Origin of the sequence: Paenibacillus sp. EC2-1 (assembly GCF_049311625.1) — a bacterium.
Classification (GTDB): Bacteria; Bacillota; Bacilli; order Paenibacillales; family Paenibacillaceae; genus Paenibacillus_AQ.
The window spans coordinates 447,953-471,006 of the sequence record NZ_CP186006.1 but is presented as its reverse complement, the minus strand read 5'-3'; the positions used below and the strand labels follow the sequence as shown (position 1 = coordinate 471,006).

The 23,054-nt window shown below is 42.8% G+C and carries 19 protein-coding genes; 6 read left to right on the top strand and 13 right to left on the bottom strand.

Going from position 1 to position 23,054, the window contains the following annotated elements:
* Positions 1–93: 93 nt before the first annotated feature.
* Positions 94–1,518: an MATE family efflux transporter gene (locus ACK8P5_RS02295; RefSeq protein WP_422659394.1), complete on the bottom strand. Its 1,425-nt coding sequence runs from the start codon at positions 1,516–1,518 to the stop codon at positions 94–96.
* Between the two features lie 261 nt (positions 1,519–1,779).
* Here ACK8P5_RS02295 and ACK8P5_RS02290 point away from each other — a divergent pair, with 261 nt between their 5' ends.
* Positions 1,780–3,012 carry a metallophosphoesterase gene (locus ACK8P5_RS02290; protein ID WP_422659393.1) on the top strand — a complete coding sequence of 411 codons (1,233 nt, stop codon included), beginning with the start codon at positions 1,780–1,782 and terminating at the stop codon, positions 3,010–3,012.
* Positions 3,013–3,158: 146 nt separating this feature from the next.
* Here ACK8P5_RS02290 and ACK8P5_RS02285 read toward each other — a convergent pair whose 3' ends face one another.
* Both ACK8P5_RS02285 and ACK8P5_RS02280 read right to left on the bottom strand, forming a co-directional pair.
* On the bottom strand, positions 3,159–5,789 hold the full coding sequence (locus ACK8P5_RS02285) for a cation-translocating P-type ATPase (RefSeq protein ID WP_422659392.1): 2,631 nt from the start codon (positions 5,787–5,789) through the stop codon (positions 3,159–3,161).
* A gap of 176 nt (positions 5,790–5,965) precedes the next feature.
* Positions 5,966–6,286, bottom strand: a complete 321-nt coding sequence (locus ACK8P5_RS02280) for a winged helix-turn-helix transcriptional regulator (RefSeq protein ID WP_422659391.1) — start codon at positions 6,284–6,286, stop codon at positions 5,966–5,968.
* 399 nt (positions 6,287–6,685) lie between these two features.
* Between ACK8P5_RS02280 and ACK8P5_RS02275 the strand changes: the two genes are divergently transcribed.
* From ACK8P5_RS02275 to ACK8P5_RS02265, 3 genes are all read left to right on the top strand, one after another.
* Entirely contained in the window at positions 6,686–7,441 is a 756-nt protein-coding gene (locus tag ACK8P5_RS02275) for an SDR family NAD(P)-dependent oxidoreductase (protein ID WP_422659390.1), read from the top strand.
* Between the two features lie 101 nt (positions 7,442–7,542).
* Positions 7,543–8,811 carry an MFS transporter gene (locus tag ACK8P5_RS02270; protein ID WP_422659389.1) on the top strand — a complete coding sequence of 423 codons (1,269 nt, stop codon included), beginning with the start codon at positions 7,543–7,545 and terminating at the stop codon, positions 8,809–8,811.
* Between the two features lie 326 nt (positions 8,812–9,137).
* On the top strand, positions 9,138–9,548 hold the full coding sequence (locus ACK8P5_RS02265) for a DUF2500 domain-containing protein (protein ID WP_422659388.1): 411 nt from the start codon (positions 9,138–9,140) through the stop codon (positions 9,546–9,548).
* A 101-nt stretch (positions 9,549–9,649) separates the two neighbouring features.
* On the opposite strand, the gene ACK8P5_RS02260 is transcribed toward ACK8P5_RS02265, so the two are convergent.
* The 3 genes from ACK8P5_RS02260 to ACK8P5_RS02250 form a co-directional block, all read right to left on the bottom strand.
* Positions 9,650–11,050, bottom strand: coding sequence for a sulfatase (locus tag ACK8P5_RS02260; RefSeq protein ID WP_422659387.1), 1,401 nt, complete (start codon positions 11,048–11,050; stop codon positions 9,650–9,652).
* 20 nt (positions 11,051–11,070) lie between these two features.
* Positions 11,071–12,462, bottom strand: a complete 1,392-nt coding sequence (locus ACK8P5_RS02255; protein ID WP_422659386.1) for a sulfatase-like hydrolase/transferase — start codon at positions 12,460–12,462, stop codon at positions 11,071–11,073.
* 79 nt (positions 12,463–12,541) lie between these two features.
* Positions 12,542–13,966, bottom strand: a complete 1,425-nt coding sequence (locus ACK8P5_RS02250; RefSeq protein ID WP_422659385.1) for a sulfatase family protein — start codon at positions 13,964–13,966, stop codon at positions 12,542–12,544.
* A 141-nt stretch (positions 13,967–14,107) separates the two neighbouring features.
* On the opposite strand from ACK8P5_RS02250, the gene ACK8P5_RS02245 reads away from it, so the two are divergent.
* Positions 14,108–15,025: a helix-turn-helix domain-containing protein gene (locus tag ACK8P5_RS02245; RefSeq protein WP_422659384.1), complete on the top strand. Its 918-nt coding sequence runs from the start codon at positions 14,108–14,110 to the stop codon at positions 15,023–15,025.
* Positions 15,026–15,330: 305 nt separating this feature from the next.
* On the opposite strand, the gene ACK8P5_RS02240 is transcribed toward ACK8P5_RS02245, so the two are convergent.
* The 7 genes from ACK8P5_RS02240 to ACK8P5_RS02210 all read right to left on the bottom strand — a co-directional run bounded on the left by ACK8P5_RS02240 (position 15,331) and on the right by ACK8P5_RS02210 (position 22,362).
* Positions 15,331–16,470, bottom strand: a complete 1,140-nt coding sequence (locus ACK8P5_RS02240) for a toxic anion resistance protein (protein ID WP_422659383.1) — start codon at positions 16,468–16,470, stop codon at positions 15,331–15,333.
* A 38-nt stretch (positions 16,471–16,508) separates the two neighbouring features.
* Complete coding sequence (locus ACK8P5_RS02235; RefSeq protein WP_422659382.1) at positions 16,509–18,194, bottom strand: VWA domain-containing protein; 1,686 nt, start codon at positions 18,192–18,194, stop codon at positions 16,509–16,511.
* 14 nt (positions 18,195–18,208) lie between these two features.
* Positions 18,209–18,958 carry a hypothetical protein gene (locus tag ACK8P5_RS02230; protein ID WP_422659381.1) on the bottom strand — a complete coding sequence of 250 codons (750 nt, stop codon included), beginning with the start codon at positions 18,956–18,958 and terminating at the stop codon, positions 18,209–18,211.
* Between the two features lie 309 nt (positions 18,959–19,267).
* Positions 19,268–20,407: a response regulator gene (locus ACK8P5_RS02225; RefSeq protein ID WP_422659380.1), complete on the bottom strand. Its 1,140-nt coding sequence runs from the start codon at positions 20,405–20,407 to the stop codon at positions 19,268–19,270.
* Positions 20,408–20,508: 101 nt separating this feature from the next.
* Positions 20,509–21,126, bottom strand: coding sequence for a VOC family protein (locus tag ACK8P5_RS02220; RefSeq protein WP_422659379.1), 618 nt, complete (start codon positions 21,124–21,126; stop codon positions 20,509–20,511).
* Between the two features lie 16 nt (positions 21,127–21,142).
* Positions 21,143–21,580 carry a VOC family protein gene (locus tag ACK8P5_RS02215; RefSeq protein WP_422659378.1) on the bottom strand — a complete coding sequence of 146 codons (438 nt, stop codon included), beginning with the start codon at positions 21,578–21,580 and terminating at the stop codon, positions 21,143–21,145.
* 26 nt (positions 21,581–21,606) lie between these two features.
* Entirely contained in the window at positions 21,607–22,362 is a 756-nt protein-coding gene (locus ACK8P5_RS02210) for an NADPH-dependent oxidoreductase (RefSeq protein ID WP_422659377.1), read from the bottom strand.
* 128 nt (positions 22,363–22,490) lie between these two features.
* Between ACK8P5_RS02210 and ACK8P5_RS02205 the strand changes: the two genes are divergently transcribed.
* Positions 22,491–22,973 carry a MarR family transcriptional regulator gene (locus ACK8P5_RS02205; RefSeq protein ID WP_422659376.1) on the top strand — a complete coding sequence of 161 codons (483 nt, stop codon included), beginning with the start codon at positions 22,491–22,493 and terminating at the stop codon, positions 22,971–22,973.
* Positions 22,974–23,054 lie beyond the last annotated feature (81 nt).

Here is a 23,054-nt window from a genome sequence, read left to right as displayed (position 1 = left end):
GAAGAGAAACGATTCAATCCTAACGAAAGTAATAACAAAAAAACCAACCGGTTCCTAATGCAAGGCTCCTGTTGGTTTGGATACAACCGTTATTTAGATTAGCTTATGCTCATACCATTTCTTCCCGCGGAAACGCCATAGAAAGAGAGCTCCACGCACACCCCACTCACAGTTCATCGCAATCCAGACACCCAGAATCCCTATGCCCATCACAATGCCGAGAACATAACCAAAAATAACCCGGAACAACCACATCGTCATCATCGAAGTAAGCGATGTGAACTTCGAATCACCTGCCGCCCGTAGCGCGGAAGGTAGAATAAAGCTAATCGGCCAGAGCGGAATCTGGACAAGCGTATTAATCAATAGGAGTAAGAAGAGATCATCCACAATTTCGGCTGGAGGATTAAACAATCCAACGAGAGGCTGGAACAATGGCATCAATATAAGGCCAGTTAACGCCAAAGAGCAGGCACCGAGCCAGAGAAAAGACTTAATGAACTTTCTTGCATCAGGTATATTCCCGCTCCCAATACACTGCCCTACGACCGTAACTACGGTTAAAGACAAGGCACTTGCAGGGATCTGGAAGACCATCGCGAGAGATGCGCCAATTGCATTCGTGGCAATGGCATACGTCCCCAAGCTTACAATGAACACCTGAGTTAGAATTTTCCCACCGTTAAAGAACATCTGCTCTGCGGCAAATGGTATCCCGATAAACATAATTTTACGAAGCATAGATAGCGGGAAATGAAACAGATCCCGGACACGCAGATGCAGCGTAGCATCGACTTTGAACAAGTAGTACAGGGCGCAGACAGCTCCTCCATAGCGAGCGATATTGATTGCGATGGTCATCCCTAGCACACCCATCTGCAAAAAGTTAATGAAGACTACATTAAGCGCAACATACATCAGATTCATAATGAGCGAAAGCGCTAGTGATGCCCTTGTCTTTCCGATTCCCCGCAAGGCACCACAGACAGCCTGAACAACTGCAATCCCTACATAAGAAGCACTGCTCCCGATCAGATAGATTCGGGCACTCTCCAGCACATCTGGCGATGCTGATCCGAAGAGGAGATGAAGTACAGGACCATGTAATCCCATAATCAATAAACCAACGCCTATTGAGATTAGCGCAACAGAGGTTACTGTACCAGCGGCCGCCCGTGACACCATCAAGTCATTACGACTTCCTTTATACTGCGCCACGACGACCGTCCCCCCAGTCGCCACAGCCACAAACACGTTGATCAGAAATACATTCAGCGAGTCAACCATATTTACAGCGCTAACCGCTCCCACTCCTGATGAGCTGATCATAGCCGTATTCACCAGATTCAGTCCGACAATAAAAGCCTGATCAATCAGAATCGGTAAAAACAAGGCAAAAATCTGCCTGTAATCCATCGACTCTCCGGAAAAGTACTTATTTAGAAAGCCATTCATTCGTAAATGAGCCTGCTTCAAGTCATCACATTCTTTTCGTTTGAAATGGAAAAAACTCTTCATGTGAAGAGCTTCTTGTCACGTGGGAATTCCACAATATATGCCAGACGGATTCCCCTCTTGATTGGATTGAGAATATCACCGCACCCTGATTCTGTCAATGAAACAAGCTACATTCATCCTTATAACTCTATGTTAAATCATACATAGTCAATAATTAGTTCATTCATGAAATCAACGCTGTTCAAAGGAAGCAAAAGGAAATAAACTGTAGTTGTGAGCGCATACATAAAATTACCACAATAAAAAGGAGCTGTTCTATCGATGTCACGAAATCAACAGCCGCATCTTATCTTTCCCGTCATTAGTGATGTACATATCGCTCCGACAGGAGACGGATGTATCACCAAGTTTGAACGTGCTTTGAGCCAGTTGAATAATCGCGCACCTCATCAAGATGCCTTTGTTATTGTAGGAGATTTAACGAATAACGGGTATGCAGAAGAGTATGATCGGAATATGGAGGTATTCCGCAAGCATAAGCTTCCAAGTGCGCAACCGCTTATTGCGATTGGCAATCACGATTATTGGAACGGACTGCCCACCGAAGAAGCACAGGCTCTTTTTCTGGAGAAGACGGGTATGCCTTCCCTCTATTATCACGAGGTCATACAAGGCTATCACTTTATCGTCATGGGTACCGAACAGCATATAACACCAGGCCATTTCTCTCTTGAGCAGATTGCATGGCTCAGTGAGCAGCTTCAAACAGCCTCTGCGGATACACCGAATCGTCCTATCTTTGTGTTCATGCATCAGCCTTTAACGGATACGGTATACGGTAGTGAGGAATGGGGGACTGTGGATAACCTAGAGGCATTCATGGATGCACTAAAGCCTTATCCACAAGTGATTACATTCTCCGGTCACTCTCATTATCCGCTGAATGATCCACGCAGTATACATCAGCAATATTTTACTTCGGTCGGAACAGCATCACTTAGCTATATGGAGGTAGAACGAGGCAAGCTTCAAGGCAATCTCCCCCCAGGGCATGAGCAATTCTGTCAGGGCTGTCTTGTAGAGGTGTACGAGGATCAAGTTGTTATCCATCGTCTCGACTTCGCGAATGAACGAGAGATTGATGAGGCATGGGTCGTGTCATTACCCGCCACCTCAGAGTCATTCATCTATAGAAAAGATCGAGATCAAGAAGCTCCCTTCTTCCCTTTAACTGCGGAAATTCATGTAGCGATGGACCTAACGACTTCACACTCTGTAACCATTACCTTTGACCAGGCAACTGACAATGAACTCGTCCATTCCTATCAGATTACACTGTGTGATGCATCAACGAATGAGGAACTTCATTCATACTTAGCCTATTCCGAATACTATAACTATCCACTAGTTGAGCAGATCACGCTGACACTGCCGGATTTACTTCCAGATCATGCGTATTCATTAACAGTCCATGCTATAGATGCATTCGGGAACGTGAGTGAGCAACCATTGGTCACCTCATGCCGAACGCAATCGATGACGGTCTCGAGTTAATAATAAGACTTCATAAACAAAGAATGCCCTACATGGAAGCATCAGCTAACATGTAGGGCATTCTTAACTGCATGACAGATCGATCTCGAGTGTGTAATCAGCCGATTCTACACTGATTTATGACTTGGATTATTCTTTTTATTACATCACGCTTCCTTTGTTCTTCTCATACGCACAAATACCTTGATGATCTCATTAATGAGAAGCGGGAGTAACGCAAGTCCAATGACTAACCCCCAATCGGCAAGGTGAAGATTCTGCACGTTAAAGGCATTAGCAAGGAACGGGATGCTAATCGAAATATATTGCAGCAGAAGCCCTGCAATAACAGCACCAACTAACAGCTTATTGGAGAACAACCCGATCTGGAAGATCGATTTCGTTGCACTTCTCTTCGAGAATGCGTAGAACAACTGAGATGCGGCAAGCACCACAAAGGCCATTGTACGTGCATACGTCATTGCATCCTCCGAGATATTGTCGGACCCTAGGCTATACCCATGCTCTCGCAACCCCAAATAGAAGGCGAATAAGGTTAAACTACCGATGAGAATTCCGCCAAGGACAGCATTGATTGCTGCACCACCTGCGAAGAAACTTTCTTTAGGATCCCTCGGCTTCTTCTTCATTACATCATCCTCGCCCGGGTCCACACCAAGCGCAATAGCAGGCAGGGTATCGGTTACAAGGTTAATCCAGAGAATTTGTGTAGCCAGGAGCGGCAAGGGCCAGAAGAACACAATCGATGCTAAAATCGCAACGACTTCACCGAAGTTACAAGCCAGCAGGAACGTGACCGTCTTTCTGATATTCGCATAGATGTTTCTTCCTTCCTTGATCGCATGCACGATCGTCGTGAAGTTATCATCCGTGAGTATCATGTCACTTGCACCTTTGGATACGTCAGTTCCGGTAATCCCCATAGCAACGCCAATATCGGCATTCTTCAAGGAAGGCGCATCGTTCACTCCATCCCCTGTCATGGATACGATATTTCCCTGCGCACGATAGGCCTTAACGATCTTCACCTTATGTTCAGGGGATACACGGGCAAATACTCGGATATCCTTAATTCTCTTCTGAAAGTCTTCATCAGACATTTCATCAATTTCTGCGCCTGTCATACTCTGTTCGATGGAAGTGGCGATATCCAGTTCCTTCGCAATTGCAACAGCCGTATTCTTATGATCGCCCGTGATCATCACAGGCGTAATACCGGCCATTTTCGCTTCTCGGATGGAGTCTTTTACTTCCAGTCTCGGTGGATCAATCATACCCACGAAGCCAAGGAAGGTAAGATCCTTCTCCATCTCATCCGGTTCCAGAATCTGATCGGTGTCTTTAAACGCAGCAGCTAGAACCCGTAAAGCATCATCCGACATGGCCTCTGCTGCTGCGAGATATTGCTGCTTCAACTCCTCAGTTAGGGGTACAACCTCTCCATTTACAACAGCAGAAGAGGAGATTTTAAGAAGCTGATCAATGGCCCCTTTGGTATGTACCCGGTAGCCTTTTCGGGTCTGATTCAAGGTGGACATCAGCTTTCGATCGGAATCAAATGGCTTCTCAGATACCCGTTTATACTCCGCTTCTAGCGATTTTTTCTGTATTTCATTCTGTTCTGCGTACATAACAAGTGCAACCTCGGTAGGATCACCCGTACCTTGTCCGTTCTCGTAGGTAGCGTCTGAGCATAAAACAAAGGTTTTGATAAGCTCGACAGGTGGCTCCTCGCCTAGTGGGGTTGCTGTATGATATTTGACAACGGTCATTTTATTCTGTGTCAATGTCCCCGTCTTATCTGAACAGATGATATTCACAGAGCCTAACGTTTCAACGGCTGGCAGCTTCTTCACAATGGCATTAATCTTCGACATTCTCGTCACACCAAGTGCTAATACGATAGCTACAATGGCCGGAAGTCCTTCGGGAATAGCCGCAACCGCTAAACTAATTGCCGTCAGGAACAGCTCGAACAGATCCCTTTTTTGGATAAGGCCGATAACAAAAATAAGCACACAGATCCCGATAGCAATGTAACCTAATATTTTGCCGAGTTCCTCTAGCTTTTTTTGCAGTGGAGTCATTTGCTCTGTATCTTCATCTAAAATTCCAGCGATTTTACCCATTTCCGTATCCATGGCCGTGCCGACGACTACCCCTTCGCCTCTACCATACGTAACCAGGGTGGACATGAAGGCCATGTTAGACATATCACCAAGAGGTGTCTTGGGGTCTTCAAGGAGCGCATTAGCATCTTTATCTGAAGGTACCGATTCTCCTGTTAAGGCTGATTCCTCAATCTGAAGATTTGCGCTCTCGATTAACCGTATGTCTGCAGGTATGTATCTGCCTGCATCCAGAATAACAATATCCCCAGGAACGATATCTACGGAATTAATCTCTTTCACTTCACCATCACGTCTGACAAGTGATTTAGGGGTGGTCATCTGTTGTAATGCTTCAATCGCTTTCTCCGCTTTATTCTCTTGGAACACACCGATTGCTGCATTTAACAATACAACAGCCAAAATAATGATCGCATCCACGAACTCTCCAACGATTAGTGTAACAACTGCTGCACCAAGGAGCACATAGATTAACATATCCTTAAGCTGTGCGAAGAATAACGCGATCATGCTCTTCTTCGGTTTACCTTTTAATTGGTTAGGGCCATATTCCTCTAATTTGGCTCTCGCTTCTTCCGAGGTAAGCCCTGCCTCTGGGGTTACTTTAAAGTTCTGTAGGACCTCTTCTTTCGATTTCGAATACCACATTCGCGAAAACACCTCTTGTTAGCGTAAATTAGAAGTTGCTATGGGTATTGTAAACCTAATGAAGCAGAAATAACCTTGATCCCATCATTTTCAACACTTCTTCCACAACAGCTCGGATACAACAGCCCACAACCTATGGTTGAGGGCTGTTACTTATATATGAAAAATCCACTTCGTTACATCCATTTCTCGGCCCAGCGTTCAACCATTCGAAGTGAGGAGCCTAGTTCATTACCTTTTCTAGTTAATGAATACTCTGTCCTGACAGGCCGATCTGTAATGACATGTCGTAAAACAAGTCCACAATCCTCTAACTCTTTCATCCGTTCATTTAGCATTCGTTTACTTAAGTCTGGTATAGCAACATGAATCTCACTGAATCGCTTGGGTTCAGTCATTAAGGTATGAATGATAATCCCCATCCACTTTTTGCATATAATTTCATAGCATTTCTCTACCTTTTTGATTAACTCATATTTCTGTTCCTCTTCAGTCATTACGAACACCTCCAGATCTGGAAAATACCAATATATTTAGGTACTTTTAATAACAAGGTTATGAATTTATTCGTTTTTTCTTCAATTCTTCCACTATATCATACAATTTCTTCCTTGTGACAAAGTGCACTGCAAGTTCTTTTATTCACAAGATTGACACATAAGTATTTAAGGCGTAAGATGGTTACATTAAGTAACCAATATAAAATAAGTATCCCGATTACTTGGAATGTTGCTACATGAAGCGCACACTAAGATTGGGATTATTGAATGTGATTGGGATACCGAAAGGTAGAACTTCCACCGAATCCTGCCTTAGTGAGACTTAGTGAAAGCGCATTCATAGATCGAGATGCTTATATCATCCACTATCATTTTCTTGTAAAGGAGATATCATCCATGAAAAGACTCGAAGGCAAGATCGCAATTATCACTGGTGCTGGTGGCGGTATTGGTAAAGGTATTGCAACAGCTTACGTTAAAGAAGGCGCAACTGTCGCTATTATCGATCTGAATGCTGAGCTTGGTAACCAGACGATTAAAGAGCTACAAGAATATGCACCTGAATCCATCTTCATTCAAGCGAACCTGGCAGAGCACGACAAATTGGCAGATATCGTGAAGACTGTTGTTGAGAAGTTTGGCAAAATCGATATCTTGGTCAACAATGCACATGCGTCCCGTATGAATTCCATTGCGGACACAACACAGAAAGACTTCGATCTATCTTTCGACACTGGATTCTATCCAACGTTCTACTTGATGCAAGCAGCCCTACCTTATCTTAAAGAAACTAAAGGTAACATCATTAACTTTGCATCGGGCGCTGGCATTAACGGAGACGTGAATCAAGTTTCGTACGCAGTTGCTAAGGAAGCTATCCGTGCAGCTACTCGCGTTGCAGCAAATGAATTCGGTCCATTCGGCATTAATGTAAATATCATCGCTCCAATTGCTAAGTCACCTGGATTGGTTCAATGGGCTGAAGAGAACCCAGAGTACTACCAAGGTATGCTTTCTAAGATCCCAATGAGAAGACTTGGTGAACTAGAAAACGACATCGGACGTGTAGCTGTATTCCTAGCAAGTGAGGATTCAGCTTATATTACAGGTCAAACCATTATGGTTGATGGCGGATCTATTAAACTACGCTAATCCCAATAATAAAATAGGAATGCTCTGTGCTAGAGAGCATTCCTATCTTATAAATAAAGTCATATTATATAATGCCCTTTCGGGCGAATTGAGGAGTTAACATGAATAACAACAAGAAGAAATTCCACTGGGCTTGGTGGGTACTCATCGGCGTTTCCATTATGGTCGGTTTGACAAGAGGCGGTCTTAACAGTTCTGGTGGGTTGTTCCTACCACCAATTACCGAAGATTTAGGTATTAAAATGGGAAGTTTGACGATCTATTTCAGTATTGCTGCCATAGTCACCATGGTGTTCCTACCTATCGCTGGTAAATTAATGGCTAAATACAACATACGTACGGTATTAATTATTGCAGCTGTACTGCAAGCTGGTTCGTTTGCTATGTTCGGTTTCATGAATTCCGTATGGGGCTGGTACTTGTTCTCCATTCCTATGGCTATTGGTGCCGTATTCTTGACCCAAATGGCAGGCCCTGTACTAATCAACAATTGGTTTAAGAAGAACAAAGGTCTAATGATTGGTATTATGATGGCAGTATCCGGCGGATTAGGTGCTGTACTTCAACCGATCGTTGGTAGCTTAATTATTAGCCAAGGCTGGAGACACACGTATTTCATTATTGGATTGGGTGTCATGGTAATCATTATCCCAGTTATCTTCCTTACTCTAAGAATGTCTCCAAAAGAAAAAGGATTGCAGCCTTATGGAGCTGATGAAGTTAGCAATGATGAAGCAGTGGATAAAACACCTGCACTAGAAACAGGAATCTCACTTAAAGTAGCTAAGAAATCATCTGCATTCTATGCACTCATTGTATTCTTCTTCTTCATTACTGCTGTCGGCTGTATTGCCCAGCACATTCCAACTTACGCAACCAAAGAATTAGGTTACAGTGGTACATTCGCAGGTAATGCGATGGCAGGCTGGATGTTTGGTGCACTAATTGGTGCTTTGGCTTTCGGATTCTTGACCGACAAAATCGGCGCGAGAAACACAGCAATCTTTGCGATGGTGCTTGGATTGGTTCCAGTAATTATGTTACTAACATCTGCTAAGAACCCAACAATGTTCTCCATTGCCATGGTTATCTTCGGATTTGTAGCTGCATCCATCGGTACCTTAGGTCCTTTGCTTACATCAGCTCTGTTCGGAAACAAAGAATACAGTCAGATTTATGCGAACATCGCTCTAGGCTTGGCTGTTGCATCTGTTGTTGCTCTACCAGTGTATGGATATGTGTTTGACGCAACAGGTTCTTATACGCCTGTACTTTACGCCCTTGCAGTTATGCTCGTCGTTAACGTATTCCTAATTATCGTGGCATTCAATGGTAAGAAAAAGTTAGAAAAAGCAGGATTATGGAATTAATCCACATATAGAGATCTAGAGATTTCCTTTCGAGGAGATCTCTTTTTTATTTACTCTTAAGTCTTTATTATTCGCATGTGATAATAAGCACATACTCTGTTAGTCATCACCGAAATATGTTCATTTCCTCGGTGTTATTTACTATATTATCGCAGATGGTACATGCCATGTCAAAAAAACACGACTAAATCGTCCTTTATGTCGATTTATTATGTAAATAGTTACATTCCCTTTTTTCTCATATTTTGAAACATAATGATCTATTTCACCGTACATATAAACAATACAGATTATCCAATTAGATAAATGACAGGAGGAATTGCAGCATGCTTTCCCCAGGACCATCTTTCGGTGGAGGATTTGATTTCATGTTTACGCTTGTTCCCATTCTCATTGTTATTGTATTCGTCATTGTTATTGTTGGACTCATCTCCAGTGGTGCACGCCATGTCAAGAATGCCACCTCACCCCAAGAATCCATATATGCTAAAGTTGTTTCCAAACGTATGGAGGTTCGTAATCATACGAATCATCACCACAATCATGACATGATGCATTCTCACAATTCATCCAAAACGTATTACTACATCACCTTAGAGTTCGAGAATGGTGAACGCAATGAATATTTGGATGTGAAGAATTTGTACGGTCTCGTGGTTGAAGGAGATACCGGTTATGCGGCAGTTCAAGGCGAATGGATTGTTGCCTTTCAACGAGAGGTAGAAAGCAGAAGTTAAGTCTACCGCGCCATCTATTATATATTAAAAGGCGACCCATATGAGGTCGCCTTTTTTATGTTACCGTGAAATGTCTCTACACCTTCGTACCGAATCTCTCTTTAATCAATCTGCTTCACCGGTTCATCCAGTACTTCTCTTTGCAGTGCGGCAAGTTCTTCTTTTAACTGAGCCGTGATCTCTGCATAGTCAGGATTTCCATAGACATTGTTCATCTCGCAGTAATCCTGCGTAAGATCAAACAATTCCCATTCTGGGGGTCTGTTCTCATCCCTGGAACCTGCAGTACCTAGTGCTTCCGCATAATAATAGATTAGCTTATATTGATGCGTCCGTATGCCGTAATGCGAATAAACATTATGATGATCATCAAGGTGCATCCAGTACCGATAATACATCGATGTTCGCCATCCGTCCGGTGTTTCGCCCTCTAAGACACTACGCAAACTATATCCCTGCATGTCAGGAGGTGCTTGAATTCCAGCATAGTCGAGGAATGTCTGGGCAAAATCCACATTGAGGCTCATCGCATCTGTTACGGTGCCCGGTTTAATGGAGCGAGGATATTTCACGACGAACGGCATCCGTAGTGACTCTTCATACATAAACCGTTTATCGAACCACCCGTGGTCTCCGAGAAAGAAACCCTGATCTGATGTATAAATAACGATTGTATCCTCAGCCAATCCTTCACGATCCAGATAATCGAGCAGCCTGCCGACATTATCATCAATGGACGCAACGCAGCGCAGATAATCCTTCATATAACGCTGGTACTTCCATTTCTTCTCCTCTAATTTCGTCAGGCCTTCCGGTGGCTTCCCTTTTGTGTCACTTTCCAGCATATCCTCAATCCGCATATTGGCTTCAACCGCTGCTTGTGAACGCGTTGCGTAATCATCATTGAAGGTCTCCGGCTCTGGAATATCCACATCCTCATACATATGCTTATGCTTCTCATCCGGCACCCAAGGTCGATGCGGCGCTTTATGATGGCACATTAACATGAACGGCTTACTCTCATCCCGCTTCCCAAGCCAGTCTAGACAATGATCTGTAATTAGATTGGTAACATAGCCGCTATACTGCTTCTCTTCCCCCATCTCGATAAATGTCGGATCATAATAATCGCCTTGTCCCACAATAACATTCCAATAATCAAAACCCGTGGGATCTGCATCCCCGCCGTGTCCCAAATGCCATTTGCCAACCATAGCCGTCTGATAGCCACCTTCTTGAAGTAGCTTCGGAAATGTCATCTGTCTCCCATCGAAATGCTCATCAATGGACTTTACACCATTTAAGTGATTATACTTCCCTGTCAGAATAGCAGCTCTGCTCGGAGAACAAATGGAGTTCGTACAGAAGCAGTTATCGAAACGAACACCCTCATTGGCAATGCGATCAATATTCGGTGTTGTGTTCACCTTACTTCCATAACAGCTCATCGCATGAGCAGCATGGTCATCGGACATAATAAATACAATATTCGGTTGTTTCATGTTCGTCGTCTCCTTTATCCTCATTGAGGAAGTAGTACAGGCTCATCCTGCAAAATATCGTTATGGCTGCGCATCCATGCCGCTAATTCACCGGCAAGTCGCTCCAAGACTTCTCTATATGCATCCTCTGCTGACAAATCTTTCGTCTCCCATGGGTCATTCTCTAGATCAAATAGTTGCAGACGAGTAACGCCTGTATCTGTAGCTGGGGAATAGTAATACCGTATGAGCTTCCATCTTCCATCGGTCACCATGCGCTGGACATCGCGGTATACAGAGCATACGACACGGCGCAAGTTAGCGTTGTTGTCTCCAATCAAGCTTGTCACCATGCTGATCCCTTCGACTTCCGGTGGAGTCGAAACACCACACAACTCCATAAGCGTCGGAAAAATATCGATGTTGCTGACAGGAGCTAACTCTCTTTTGCCCGCTTGCACTTCTGGTCCCTTAACAATAAGCGGAATCCGCACACTATGCTCATACATATTCTGCTTACCCATCAAACCATGCTGCCCTATTGCAATGCCATGATCGGCCGTATACACAATAATGGTATCGTCGTAGATTCCTTTCGCCTTCAGTGCTGCAACCACACGGCCAATCTCGGTATCCAGATGAGTAATGATCCCATAATAATCAGCAATATGTTGACGAATTTCATCTTCGTTCCTAGGGAGTGCTGCCAAGTGCTCATCTCTAACCGTCATATCTCCCGTATCAAAAGGATGCTCTTCCTTATAATTGTAAGGTAGTGGAATATCCTTCGGATCGTACATACTCGCATAAGGCTCAGGTGAAGTTCTAGGATCGTGAGGCGCTGTATACGCCATGTACAGATAAAACGGTTCTTCCTCCTGATAGTCTTCTATAAAACTTACAGCCGCGTTCGTGAACAACTCGGTTGAGAAGGTATTCTCCACATACTGCCTCTCCATTGGGTACTTTCCATCAGGATCAAAATCCTGAACCGGGACCTCCGTATGCTCACTCATGCCGTGAAAGAATAGCTTATCTCCACCATCAAAACTACGGGCAAAGCTTCCTTTATCATTGTGCCATTTACCGATTGCATGTGTATAATAGCCTGCATCTCGCAGCGCTTGCGGCATAAGCTGGACATCTGGCCTAATAATCACGCTATGATCCCAAGACATCACGTCTCTGCCGATCATCGCATTAAAGACAGACATGCCTGAATTTACGCAAGCACGGCTAGGTGCACACACTGCTCCGGTCAGACCACCAAAAATATGGGTATTTCCAAATGACGTTCCTTCAGATGCCAGTATATCGAGTACTGGTGTGGAAATCACATCATTGCCGAATGCACCTATGGCCTCCTCACGGTGATCATCTGCAATCATGAAAACAACATTCGGCTTGCGTTTTGGACTTGATGGAATCTTCATATTCTCGCCCCTTATATGTAACTCGACTTTCGTATTATCACTTCCATATATAGAACCTTTAAAGTGTGGTACGGGGTCATTATGCTCTCGCCGACCGTGCAGGCCTGGTTCGTCCTGCTTCCACAAGCCTCTCTAGCTCAGTCCTCATCTGGCTCACTAGCAATGGATACTCATTACATTGATTCACTGCTTCGCGAATATCATCCCTTATATCATAAAGCTGCTCCTGTGGATCTCCTGATCTTACTTCTCGGTCTGGCGTATGTGGAATACCAATAATGCTGCGTGCCTGCTGGTCGAATCCACCACCACCAGCTCCTCGGATATACTTCCAATCCCCCCGGCGAAGAGCAAGCATCCCATCATATGACTGGAGTATGACGGATTCTCGAAGTGGACTATCGAGTGCCTGCCCAAGCAGATCTGGAAGCATATCGATACTGTCCTCTCCCGCATTGTCAGGTAATTCGTCCTCCAGAATAGATGCGCATGTTGCCATCCAATCAGTCAGGCAGACAAGCTCCTCACTAGTCGTTCCTTGGGGAATATGTCCAGGCCAGCTTACGATAAAGGGAACACGGTGCCCCCCTTCCCAGATGTCTGCTTTCTGACCACGCAGCTGTCCCGCAGAATCATGACCATGAACAGTGATCTCATCGCGGAACGGATCAGGACCGTTATCACTTGTAAAGACGATCAGCGTATTGTCTCGAATGCCTTTGTCTTCTAGTAAACTCACTAAGCGTCCGACCGTATCATCAATTTCCAGTATTAAATCGCCTCTAGGTCCAATTCCGCTCTTACCTTGGAAGGATTCACTCGGACTCCATGGCGTATGGGGACCCGTTAAAGGTAGATAGAGAAAGAACGGATCTACTCCCGTAGTTTGTTCAATGAATTCAAGTGCCTTTTGTGTCAACACTGGATGAACATTTTCATCCTTCCACCCCGGAACCATCAACCCACCGCGCCCTCGCTGACTGAAATCCTCGGGGTCTTTCGGGATACTTGGTATTCCAACCGTACGATCATTCTCGATAAAAGAGTACGGTGGCATATCAAGGGAAGCGGATATCCCGAAGTAATAATCAAACCCACATGACACAGGTCCATTTTGAATCGGCTGACTATAATCAAATCTCTCAGGTGATTCGTTTACTTTTGCCCAATCCATGCCTAAATGCCACTTTCCTATGCAAGCGGTTTCATATCCATGCTCTTTCAGGTATGAGGGCAGTGTCTTGCGGTCCTTTTCTATAATAGATGCGTCGTGCCCGTGAAGAACACCACTCTTGATCTTGCCTCTCCAGCAATATCTGCCTGTCATAACACCGTACCTAGACGGCGTACATACAGCAGAAGATGCATGGGCATCCGTATACATTCTTCCTTCTTCCGCCAATCGGTCAATATGAGGTGTTGCGAACTGCTGAGCCCCGTAACAGCTTAAATCGCCATAACCCAGATCATCCGTTATAATGTATATCATATTAGGTTTTTGCATAAAGAAACTCCTTTTCAGGTGAATGTGTATCTTTATAAGACTCATCCTAACATGCAAGATTACCGTCTTACTATGGCACTAACTACTGCCTTTTTGACATTTCTTATGACCGTCATATCTCTATGAAAGGGGCTCTACTTCGTGTTTGTCCTCAATGAGTCATTTCATATCGATTATTTATCTATGCGTGTTCACTGGATACGTAATATGAACAAGCATTCTAGCTTCTATGTGAGCCATATGCGTGTTCCATACACCCTAGTATGGCTTGTATTAGATGGACAACTCCAGATCGAGATTAATGGGGAACAGCGATGGGCAACCCGTGGAGATCTGATTATGTGTCCTCCCAATACCCAATTCGAGCTGATTCCTCGCGACTCTGAAGACCGTATTCACTACCTATCCTTCTGCGCTGACCTGAAGATTTGCAGTATGGATCTCGTTTCGTTATACGGGCTACCCACCCTAGTAAGACTAGAGCCGTCTGATCGGCTAGATAAATGGATTGCGAATTGGAACATACTTGTAGAGGAATTTAATCATTTAGGTGAACTTGTCGAGGCGAAAGCCTCACATCATAATAACGAAGGAACCAATACATATCTGCTTCATACGGATATCCCCATACATTATTGCGGACTACAAGGACTTATCTATCGCTGGATTCAGCAGTGGATGACTACCGTCCGGCACATGCTTCCCGATGAACCACTGCGCTTCGACCACCGTGTAATGAAGGTGTGTGATTATGTAAGAGAACGACTGGATCAGCCTCTTCACTTACAAGAGCTTGCAGATCATGTTCATATCAGTGTTAGCCAGTTAAGCCATCTATTCCTGGAGACGCTAGGCACTGCACCCATGGAGTTTGTGAGACGGAGCCGGATCGATTTTGCGAAACAGATGCTGCTGAACAACACGTTAAGCCTTCGAGAAATTGCCGAGCGGATCGGTTATGAGGACCAAAGCCAGCTAAGCCGCGCCTTCAGGCGTGCAGAAGGAGTAAGCCCGAGCCAATATCGCAAAAACCTAGCCCTCTCCTATATGAATGGATAAAGGACCACTTGCGGTTTGCGGTTTGCGGTTTGCGGACTCACAATCCGTTATTTTTCTGTTTTTATCATTTTGTGTATGTACGCGGACAGGAGAGTCGTTATTAGCTATATAACAAGCCGATTTCGGCCTGAGTGAGCGAATAACGGATTCTGTGTCCGCATGTTACCCAATAATGGGTACATTTTAGTAAATAGCGAACTCTCTGTCCGGTTGTTATAAAAGTATGCCGAATGCACATTGTTACGCTTACCATCCACAAATGTATACAAAGAAGGGACACCCCAACCCTGGGGTGTCCCTTCCCTCTATAAACCTAACTGCTGACCTCGCTCCAAGCGGTGAATCTGCTGCTCTCCGTTATCCGCCAGTTCTCTAAACTGGAGAATCGTGTCACGCATTTTAGGCAGAGCTTCCTGCTTGTAAGTGCTGATTGAATCCAGTGCGGATAACACATCTGTGAAGGCTTGCTTCAAGGTGTCCACGGACACACTCGTCTCAAGCGATTGCTTATGAATTGCGGCACCCTGATCCTTCAGCATTCTTGAAGTCCCAATTATTAAATTATCTGTCGTTTGATTGAGTAGCTCGATCTTCTTCAGAACGATTCGCTGGTTATACAGCGCGCTCGCCACGGTCACCGAGATCTTCAGAGCAGATACCGTTACATTTCTGGCCCGGTCTACGCCTCTAATCAGTTCTTTGTTGTTCCGCATGACAACTTCAATGGCCATGATGCCCTGTTGATTCACGACCAGCATTTGCTGCAAGTCCATGACACGCTGACGCAGTGGAAACAGCACTTCTTCTGTTATGAACCGGATTTTATCCTCAGATTCCTGGCGCGCTTTCGCTGCTTCGATCTGGGATTCAATTTCCGTATCCATGAGCATCCCAAGCTGAATTTCCTTCTGAAGTTTTTTGGTGAGATCCCGAAGTGCCTGTTGTTCGATCTCAAGGGTTGTATTATCGTTTCTCAGTACGGTTTTGCCCTTATCTAAGGAAACAATAATATCAGAGATGACTGCATCGGCCTTCTGATACTTAGCAAAGTAACTCCGCAGCGGATTAAAGAACTTGCCTAGGAAACCGCTTTTGGCAAAATCCACGAGACTCGGGTCTAAATCCTTCAATTGGAGCTGCAGCTCTGTTAGACCTTTTGCAACCTGACCACCCTCATCGCCCGTCTTGGATAGATTGCCGACAGATACTTGCAGCAGGGAATTCTTCTCTGAGGAAGACCTCATCGTATTCATACCGAAGCTATCAATCGATTGCAGCACCTGCTTCCGCTTCTCCAATGAATCCATATCCAGATCGATGATGGTCTGTACATTGTTAGCTGCAAGTTCCTTCAATTGTCTAACCTCTTCAGGCTCTGGCTTTATCTGTTCTTCAATAGCCGTCTTAATCTTTTCCTCACTAATAACCTCCATGGTAAATGACAACCGCAACCCCTCCTCAAGTGTTGTATAGTGAATTACATCTACATCTGAACATTAAGCAACTGACCGATCTTATAGACCACATCATCTGTATCTGCATTAATACTCGCTGCTTCATTAATACTGGATATGCTCTGAAGCGCCTGAATATCTGCGTTATATCCAATCGTATACACCGGGATTTTGTAGGACTCAATCAACCCTCTGATATCATCAAGTGAATGCCCTTTATTCGTCTCCCCATCACTAAGGACAAAAATAATCGGCTTCACATCCGGATTTAACGCAATCTCATCCTGAAGCATTTTCATCGCAACGACTATGCCATCAAATGTAGCTGTGCCTCCACTCGCCTGTAGACTGTTAATCGCTCCAACGAACATGGATTGCTGATTCGTATCATATTTTGCAATGGGAAGATTGATCGACACACTGTCAGAGTAGGAGACGAAGCCAATGCTGTTGTCCCTGCCGAGGTACTTTTGCCCCGTTAATAATGACTCCTTCAAACGATTGAGCGGCTCACCATCCATACTTCCGGATACATCCGCTACAAATACGGCTGCAACTGGCTTATTGCCGTCCTTCTTCTCTTTCCACAACTTCTGAGCCGAAGGCAAAAGGCTGCTCTCAATGGCATCCATCTCGGATTGATAGTCATTAAGTCCATTAAAGCCCTTTTTCTCCGCTAGACTCTGATATTTCTCCTGCTCGACAAACTCGGCAAATGCCTTAATGATATCCTGCTTTTCTTGAGGGACATTCCCAACAGCATACAACGGACTATCATGCCTTACACCAAATGGAGTGAACACATAACCACTCTTCAAATCTGCCGCGTTCACAAAAGTCTGATACTCCAGAACGAAAGCATCTAGCATTCCCGATTTCGCTGCATCACGCATCTGTATCGTTGTGGACGCAATAAAAGGTACATTCGCCTGGAATTTCTCGAATTCTTGCACCGCCTTCTCGCCAAGCATATCGCTGCTATCAAAGGTACGAAGGGCGGTTACGAGGAAGTTTAGACCCGTTGAGCTAGCAAAAGGATCGGTATAGCCCATAGCCAGCTCATTCGCGGCAATTGCATCCGTTAGTGTCTTGAGATTTAGAGACCCATACTTTTTAATAAGTTCATCGTATTTAGCCTTCTTGGTGACTACACCGGTCACATTACCGGTAAGTCGCTTGGATACAAGCTCGATGTTGGCCCCACTCTCTTTCACCATCTCTCCCCACAACTCATTGGAAGGGGTGAATGCATCGGGTACATATTTACCTGAGATTATGTAATCTTTCGCGGTTCCTGATGCGATATTGCGAATCTTCACAGAAACAGGCATACCATTCACCGTCGTATTCGACTTATTGAATTCTTCTGCGACTTCATTTAACCATCCATCAATGCCGGTTCCTGCTTTCTCTGGAGAAGAGAAAATCTCGACGAAGCTATCTGTTGTGTTCTGCACAGAAATCGGATATTTCGATATATCGGGAAGTGAATCCCCAATCGCTACCGGATCGAGGTCGATCTGTCCCTTGACTGGTTCAGCCGTCGTTACTGAAATATTACCGTATACTTTATTCAGCTTCTTGGCGGCATCCTCTGAGCTTATCTCGGTCTTGCTTTTGCCTAAATTAGACGTAAGGTTGACCCCTGCATATACGATGATAAAGACAACCACTGCAATCGTCGCTAACACAAAAAATGCTTTACCTTTACCCATGCTTATCCCCTTTCTTATTGCTTATATAATTTAGTCTGGTTAATTAATAAATCAATTTCTTTCATGCAAGGCATTTCTTCAACGTCATTATAATCGGTACTCCCAAGCCGAGATATCTCCAATAATAACTGGTCCAGCTTCAGCAAAATTTCCTCGTTACCGTCAAGATATCCCGCTACAGCGGCCAGGTACTGATCATATAGCTCTGTTTTTTTCTTCATTACATTCGTAGACCGCTGTGTAGATCGGTGCTGAGTAGCCATATTTGCAAAGTCAGAAGCCGTAAAGACGCCCAGCTTATTCAGAATTCCTGTGATATTCAGATAAAAGAGTTTCTCGACCTCTATAATGACCGAATAGAATTTTCGATAGCTCAGTTCCCCCTCATCAAACCGCTGCCTAAGCACATTTAATAGCGTCAGCTTCTTCTTTTCGATACGATCTAACTGCTCCAAAGCTAGCGCGATATCATTCTTTAATACCTTCACATTGCGATACCCGTGAATTGCAGCGATGTAATCCTCACGCGATTTCAGATCCCTAACAGGAGCTATGACGATCGTAGGGCGTTTCAACAATAGAACATAACTGCCATACAGCAGGATCAAAAGACTCATAAACAACACCGTGACCCCAAGAGCGGTCTGGAGAGCATTCCCCCCTCCGATCTCTACACCTAGCAGACCCGGTGATAACATCACAATATTAAGAGCTGCAACGCCAGCAACAAGTAAGAGCAGCTTCAAGGATTTCGAGCCATTCAAGCAACATACACCTCCCCCACGCGTTCGATACATCATCCATTCGTAGTACAGCGATTCAAAAGCGATTTACAAGTAAATTTAGGACATAACACATATTACGTGTGAAATCGAAGTTAGATGCATTTTCCTCATCTTTGTGTCTGTTACTAATTTCAAATAACAATGTATATACGCACGTATCGAATTACCATCTATTATAACGGAAAATATCATAAATCAGGGGATATTGATGAAATATAGTGGAATGACATAGAGGCCCATCTCACTCGATCATGGACCTCAAACATTAAATAGTATGTAGCTATGGCTTTATTTGCAGATTTCCTCATAAAGAATGCGAGATTGTGCCGATGGACGAACTTGCAATTCCTCCAATTTACTCTCTAGATTGCGATAGACGGTATGAACCTGATTGTTTTTTCCAAGTCCGGAATAGCTTTTCATCAACAGACGATACGCTTCTTCATCATATGGAAAACTATCAATCACAGAGTTTGCCGTATCTACGGCTTTATCATAATCTAGCTTTTGCAGATAAATTTCACCCAAGCTGAGCTTCCATGCATATGCTGCATTCTCAAGTACTTTAGCTTCCGGTTCAGCCCATGCATACAGATCATTCTGCAAAAATGGAGACACCTGATATGCCAAAGTCTCTTCAATATCCACGGGATCAAGATTGGCCACTTGTTTAAGCTCCTTGATCCGCTTCCGGAACATCCTCACATCTACCGTAATCTGCTCTGGCTGCAGATAATAGCTTCCATTCTCATACTGGACAATGCCTGTAAGACCAATCAGTTTCAGGTTCTTCCTAAGGAGACTGATGCAGGTGTGCAAGTATATCTTAGCCTTCTCATAACTCTCTTCTGGCCATAAACATTCAATAATACGATCACGATGGATTCGCTTATCTTCTTCTTGATTAGCTAGAAAAGCGAACAACTCCTTCTCTTTCGAGGTCCTCCACTTCATCTGCTGGCCTCCATCCACACTCGCGGTAAAAGAACCGAATAGCTGAATCAGCAGTTTAGGCGCCCCTTCTCCATCTCCCTTGCTCGGTTCCTTCGAGATCGCAGGTATAGAACGCTCGCTCTCTTTTCTTATTCTTCCAACTGTCTTCGCCAATCTATCTGGATCTATCGGCTTGAGTAAATAATCTATCGCAGCATGTTCAAAAGCCGCAATAGCATATTGATCATATGCTGTTACGAACACGATATGTACATCACTGTTCTCATTTCGCACTAGCTCAGTAAGCTCCAGCCCATTCATCTCAGGCATCTCGATATCAAGAAACAGAACATCTGGACTCATCTGCTTCAATTGATGAATCGCATCAAATCCATTGCTTGATTGGCCAATCACTTCGACATTCATATTCCTCAAAAAAAGTTCAAGCATACGACGTGCATGTTCTTCATCGTCGACTATTAAGGCTGTGGTCATAGGTGCTCCTTCGATTATCGATTCAATATTCCGGTGGATGCTCTACTGCATCTGATCACTGCAAGCCAAGCGATTATTTCATTCATAATCATGTTCTACCTTTAACCTACTATAAATGTTTTTTCTTCATATTTATCCATATCAAAAAAGAATTCTAAATAATGATTATCTGGGTCTAAACAATAAACTGCGATATTACCACCAATCTCACCATCTCCATCATGGCTATGTTTTACTGGACCGTAGCTAATAAATACATTTTTTTCTCTTAAACGTTGAGCAAATTCAAAGGAGGTACGATGCTCCTCTATTTCAAAAGCTATATGAAAATATCCATTAGTAGACGGACGAAGTTTTTTTCCGCTAGCATCTTTTCTCTCTACTAAAACAAGAGCATTCCTTTGATTCTTTGTATTTAAAAGCGCACAACGAATTGTTTGATTCGGTAATGCCTCAACCTCTATCTGATCTGTAATACTTTCTAAAGTGAAGCCTAACTTTTCTATATACCAATTCATAGAATACTCTAAATCAGACACGTATATAGCAACTCGTTCGATATGCGAAATTAATGACGGTTTAGTTACAGGGTATTCTTCCGTTTTATTTAATTGTCTCCTGCCCGATAGTGTTGAAGGTAACAATATTAACTCACGTACGAATTTACTCTTTAATAAAGAGCTTATATATGTCTGTAATTTGCTCATTTGTTTTGCCATAAATCTCTTGTCCTTTCTATGCAACTACTTCAATTACATGCCCGTTTGGATCCTTAAAATGAATTGCATTTTCTTTCTCATTCGTTAATATTGGTAACATTCTGCCTTCGAAATAAGGCACGTGAGAGGATTCTAATCGCCTCTTTATTTCATCCAAGCTAACTCCATTTGCTAATTTAAGCGTATAATGACTCCATTGTTCATGATCTACAGTCACTTTGGGATTTTGTACTAAGCAAATATCGTGATGATAATATCCAAAACTATAAAATTTCATTGTATTTCCTACAATTCGCATGGCCGCACTACTATCTGGATGAGCCGTGGCTGAACATTGTACATCAAAAATCATTTCATAAAAACGTTGTGATTCCTGTGAATTATCAACATAAATAACTACATGTTGCAGCTTGTCTAACTTGGGATAATTTTCATCTTTTGATTTATTTTTCATTGAATTCTTCCCTCGATTCAGAGAAATTATTTGTTATTGAAGTATCTTTTTAGCGCGAATACTATGAAGCCTATTTTGGAAGTTGGTATTTCATTTATTTGATCAAGAGACTTTTCAGACCAAGTGGTTACTCTTTTATTATCCGTTCTTGATGCATAATAATTTTTCATTGTCTCATCGTACTGAATAAGCATCTCTTTTTGTACTACCTCATCTTGAATGTATTCATTTTGAAAATACACAGCCTCTAATGGTAAACGAGGTTTTTGATCAGGTATGCTATCTGGTGCTCCAATACAAAGACCAAATAAAGGAACAACATTTTTCGGTAGTTTTAAGATTTTTTTTACAGCTTTCTCATGTTCAGCTATTGCGCCACTATATACAGCACCAAATCCCATTGATTCAGCAGCAAGAGTAGCATTTTGAGCCGCTAAAGATGTATTAATCGTGGAAATTTTTTTGAAAGGACCGAATTTATGAGCTAATTTTAGTTTCTTTTTTTGTTCAGCACTAGCTAGAACGGTTATTCGATGTAAATCTGAACAAAAAACAAGTAATAGCCCGTTCTCTTTTACCCAACGTCCTTTTGTTAATTGATAAAGTTGATCTTTAATTTTTTGATCAGTAACACCTATAATGGAATAATCTTGCATAAAAAGTGATGATGGTGCCATTTGTGCAGCTTTTACAATTGTAGTGATTTGCTCATCAGTTAATTTAATATCTTTAAATTTTCTTATCGATTTATGATCCATGATTGTTTCTAATACTGTATTCATAATTAGTCACCTCTAAATTTGTTTCCTGGAAACAATAATAAGTTATTATAGTTTGAATGTCAAATTTGTTTACTGGAAACATTACAGGTTATAATAATCAATATTCGGTTATGAAGGGACAATGAAATATGGATAAACTACAAAAAAATATACTAAATGGATATATAAAATTAATCGAGAAAAACAATGAAGAGGATAAAGAAAAAACTTGGTTAATTCAAAATTGTAAAAATGAAGAACTATTAATTATTTTACGGGATATTACTATATTGATGTTGCACGTATTAGATTGCATCCAAAAACATCAACCCATAAAAGGGATTACTATTGCCACAGAATTAAACATGCAAAGAGGCACTATAACTAAAATATCTAGAAAGTTAGTGGAAAAAAAATTGATCACGAAAGAGTATGTACCGAATAATAATAAGGATATCTATTTTAAAACGACTGATTTGGGGAATGAACTATGTAATTTACATCGAATGCTCCACGAAGAAATAAACAAAAATTTCTTAAGTTTTGTAAATAAATATAGTAGTGAAGAGTTAATTTTCTTAAATGAAATATTGAATGATTTGTCGAATACTTCCTTCGTTAACATTGATTAAATTAAAATTATCTGGCTAGTATAAAAAAGGACGAGCCCCTGCATACAGAGATAATCTCTTAGCATGACTCATCCTTTTTGT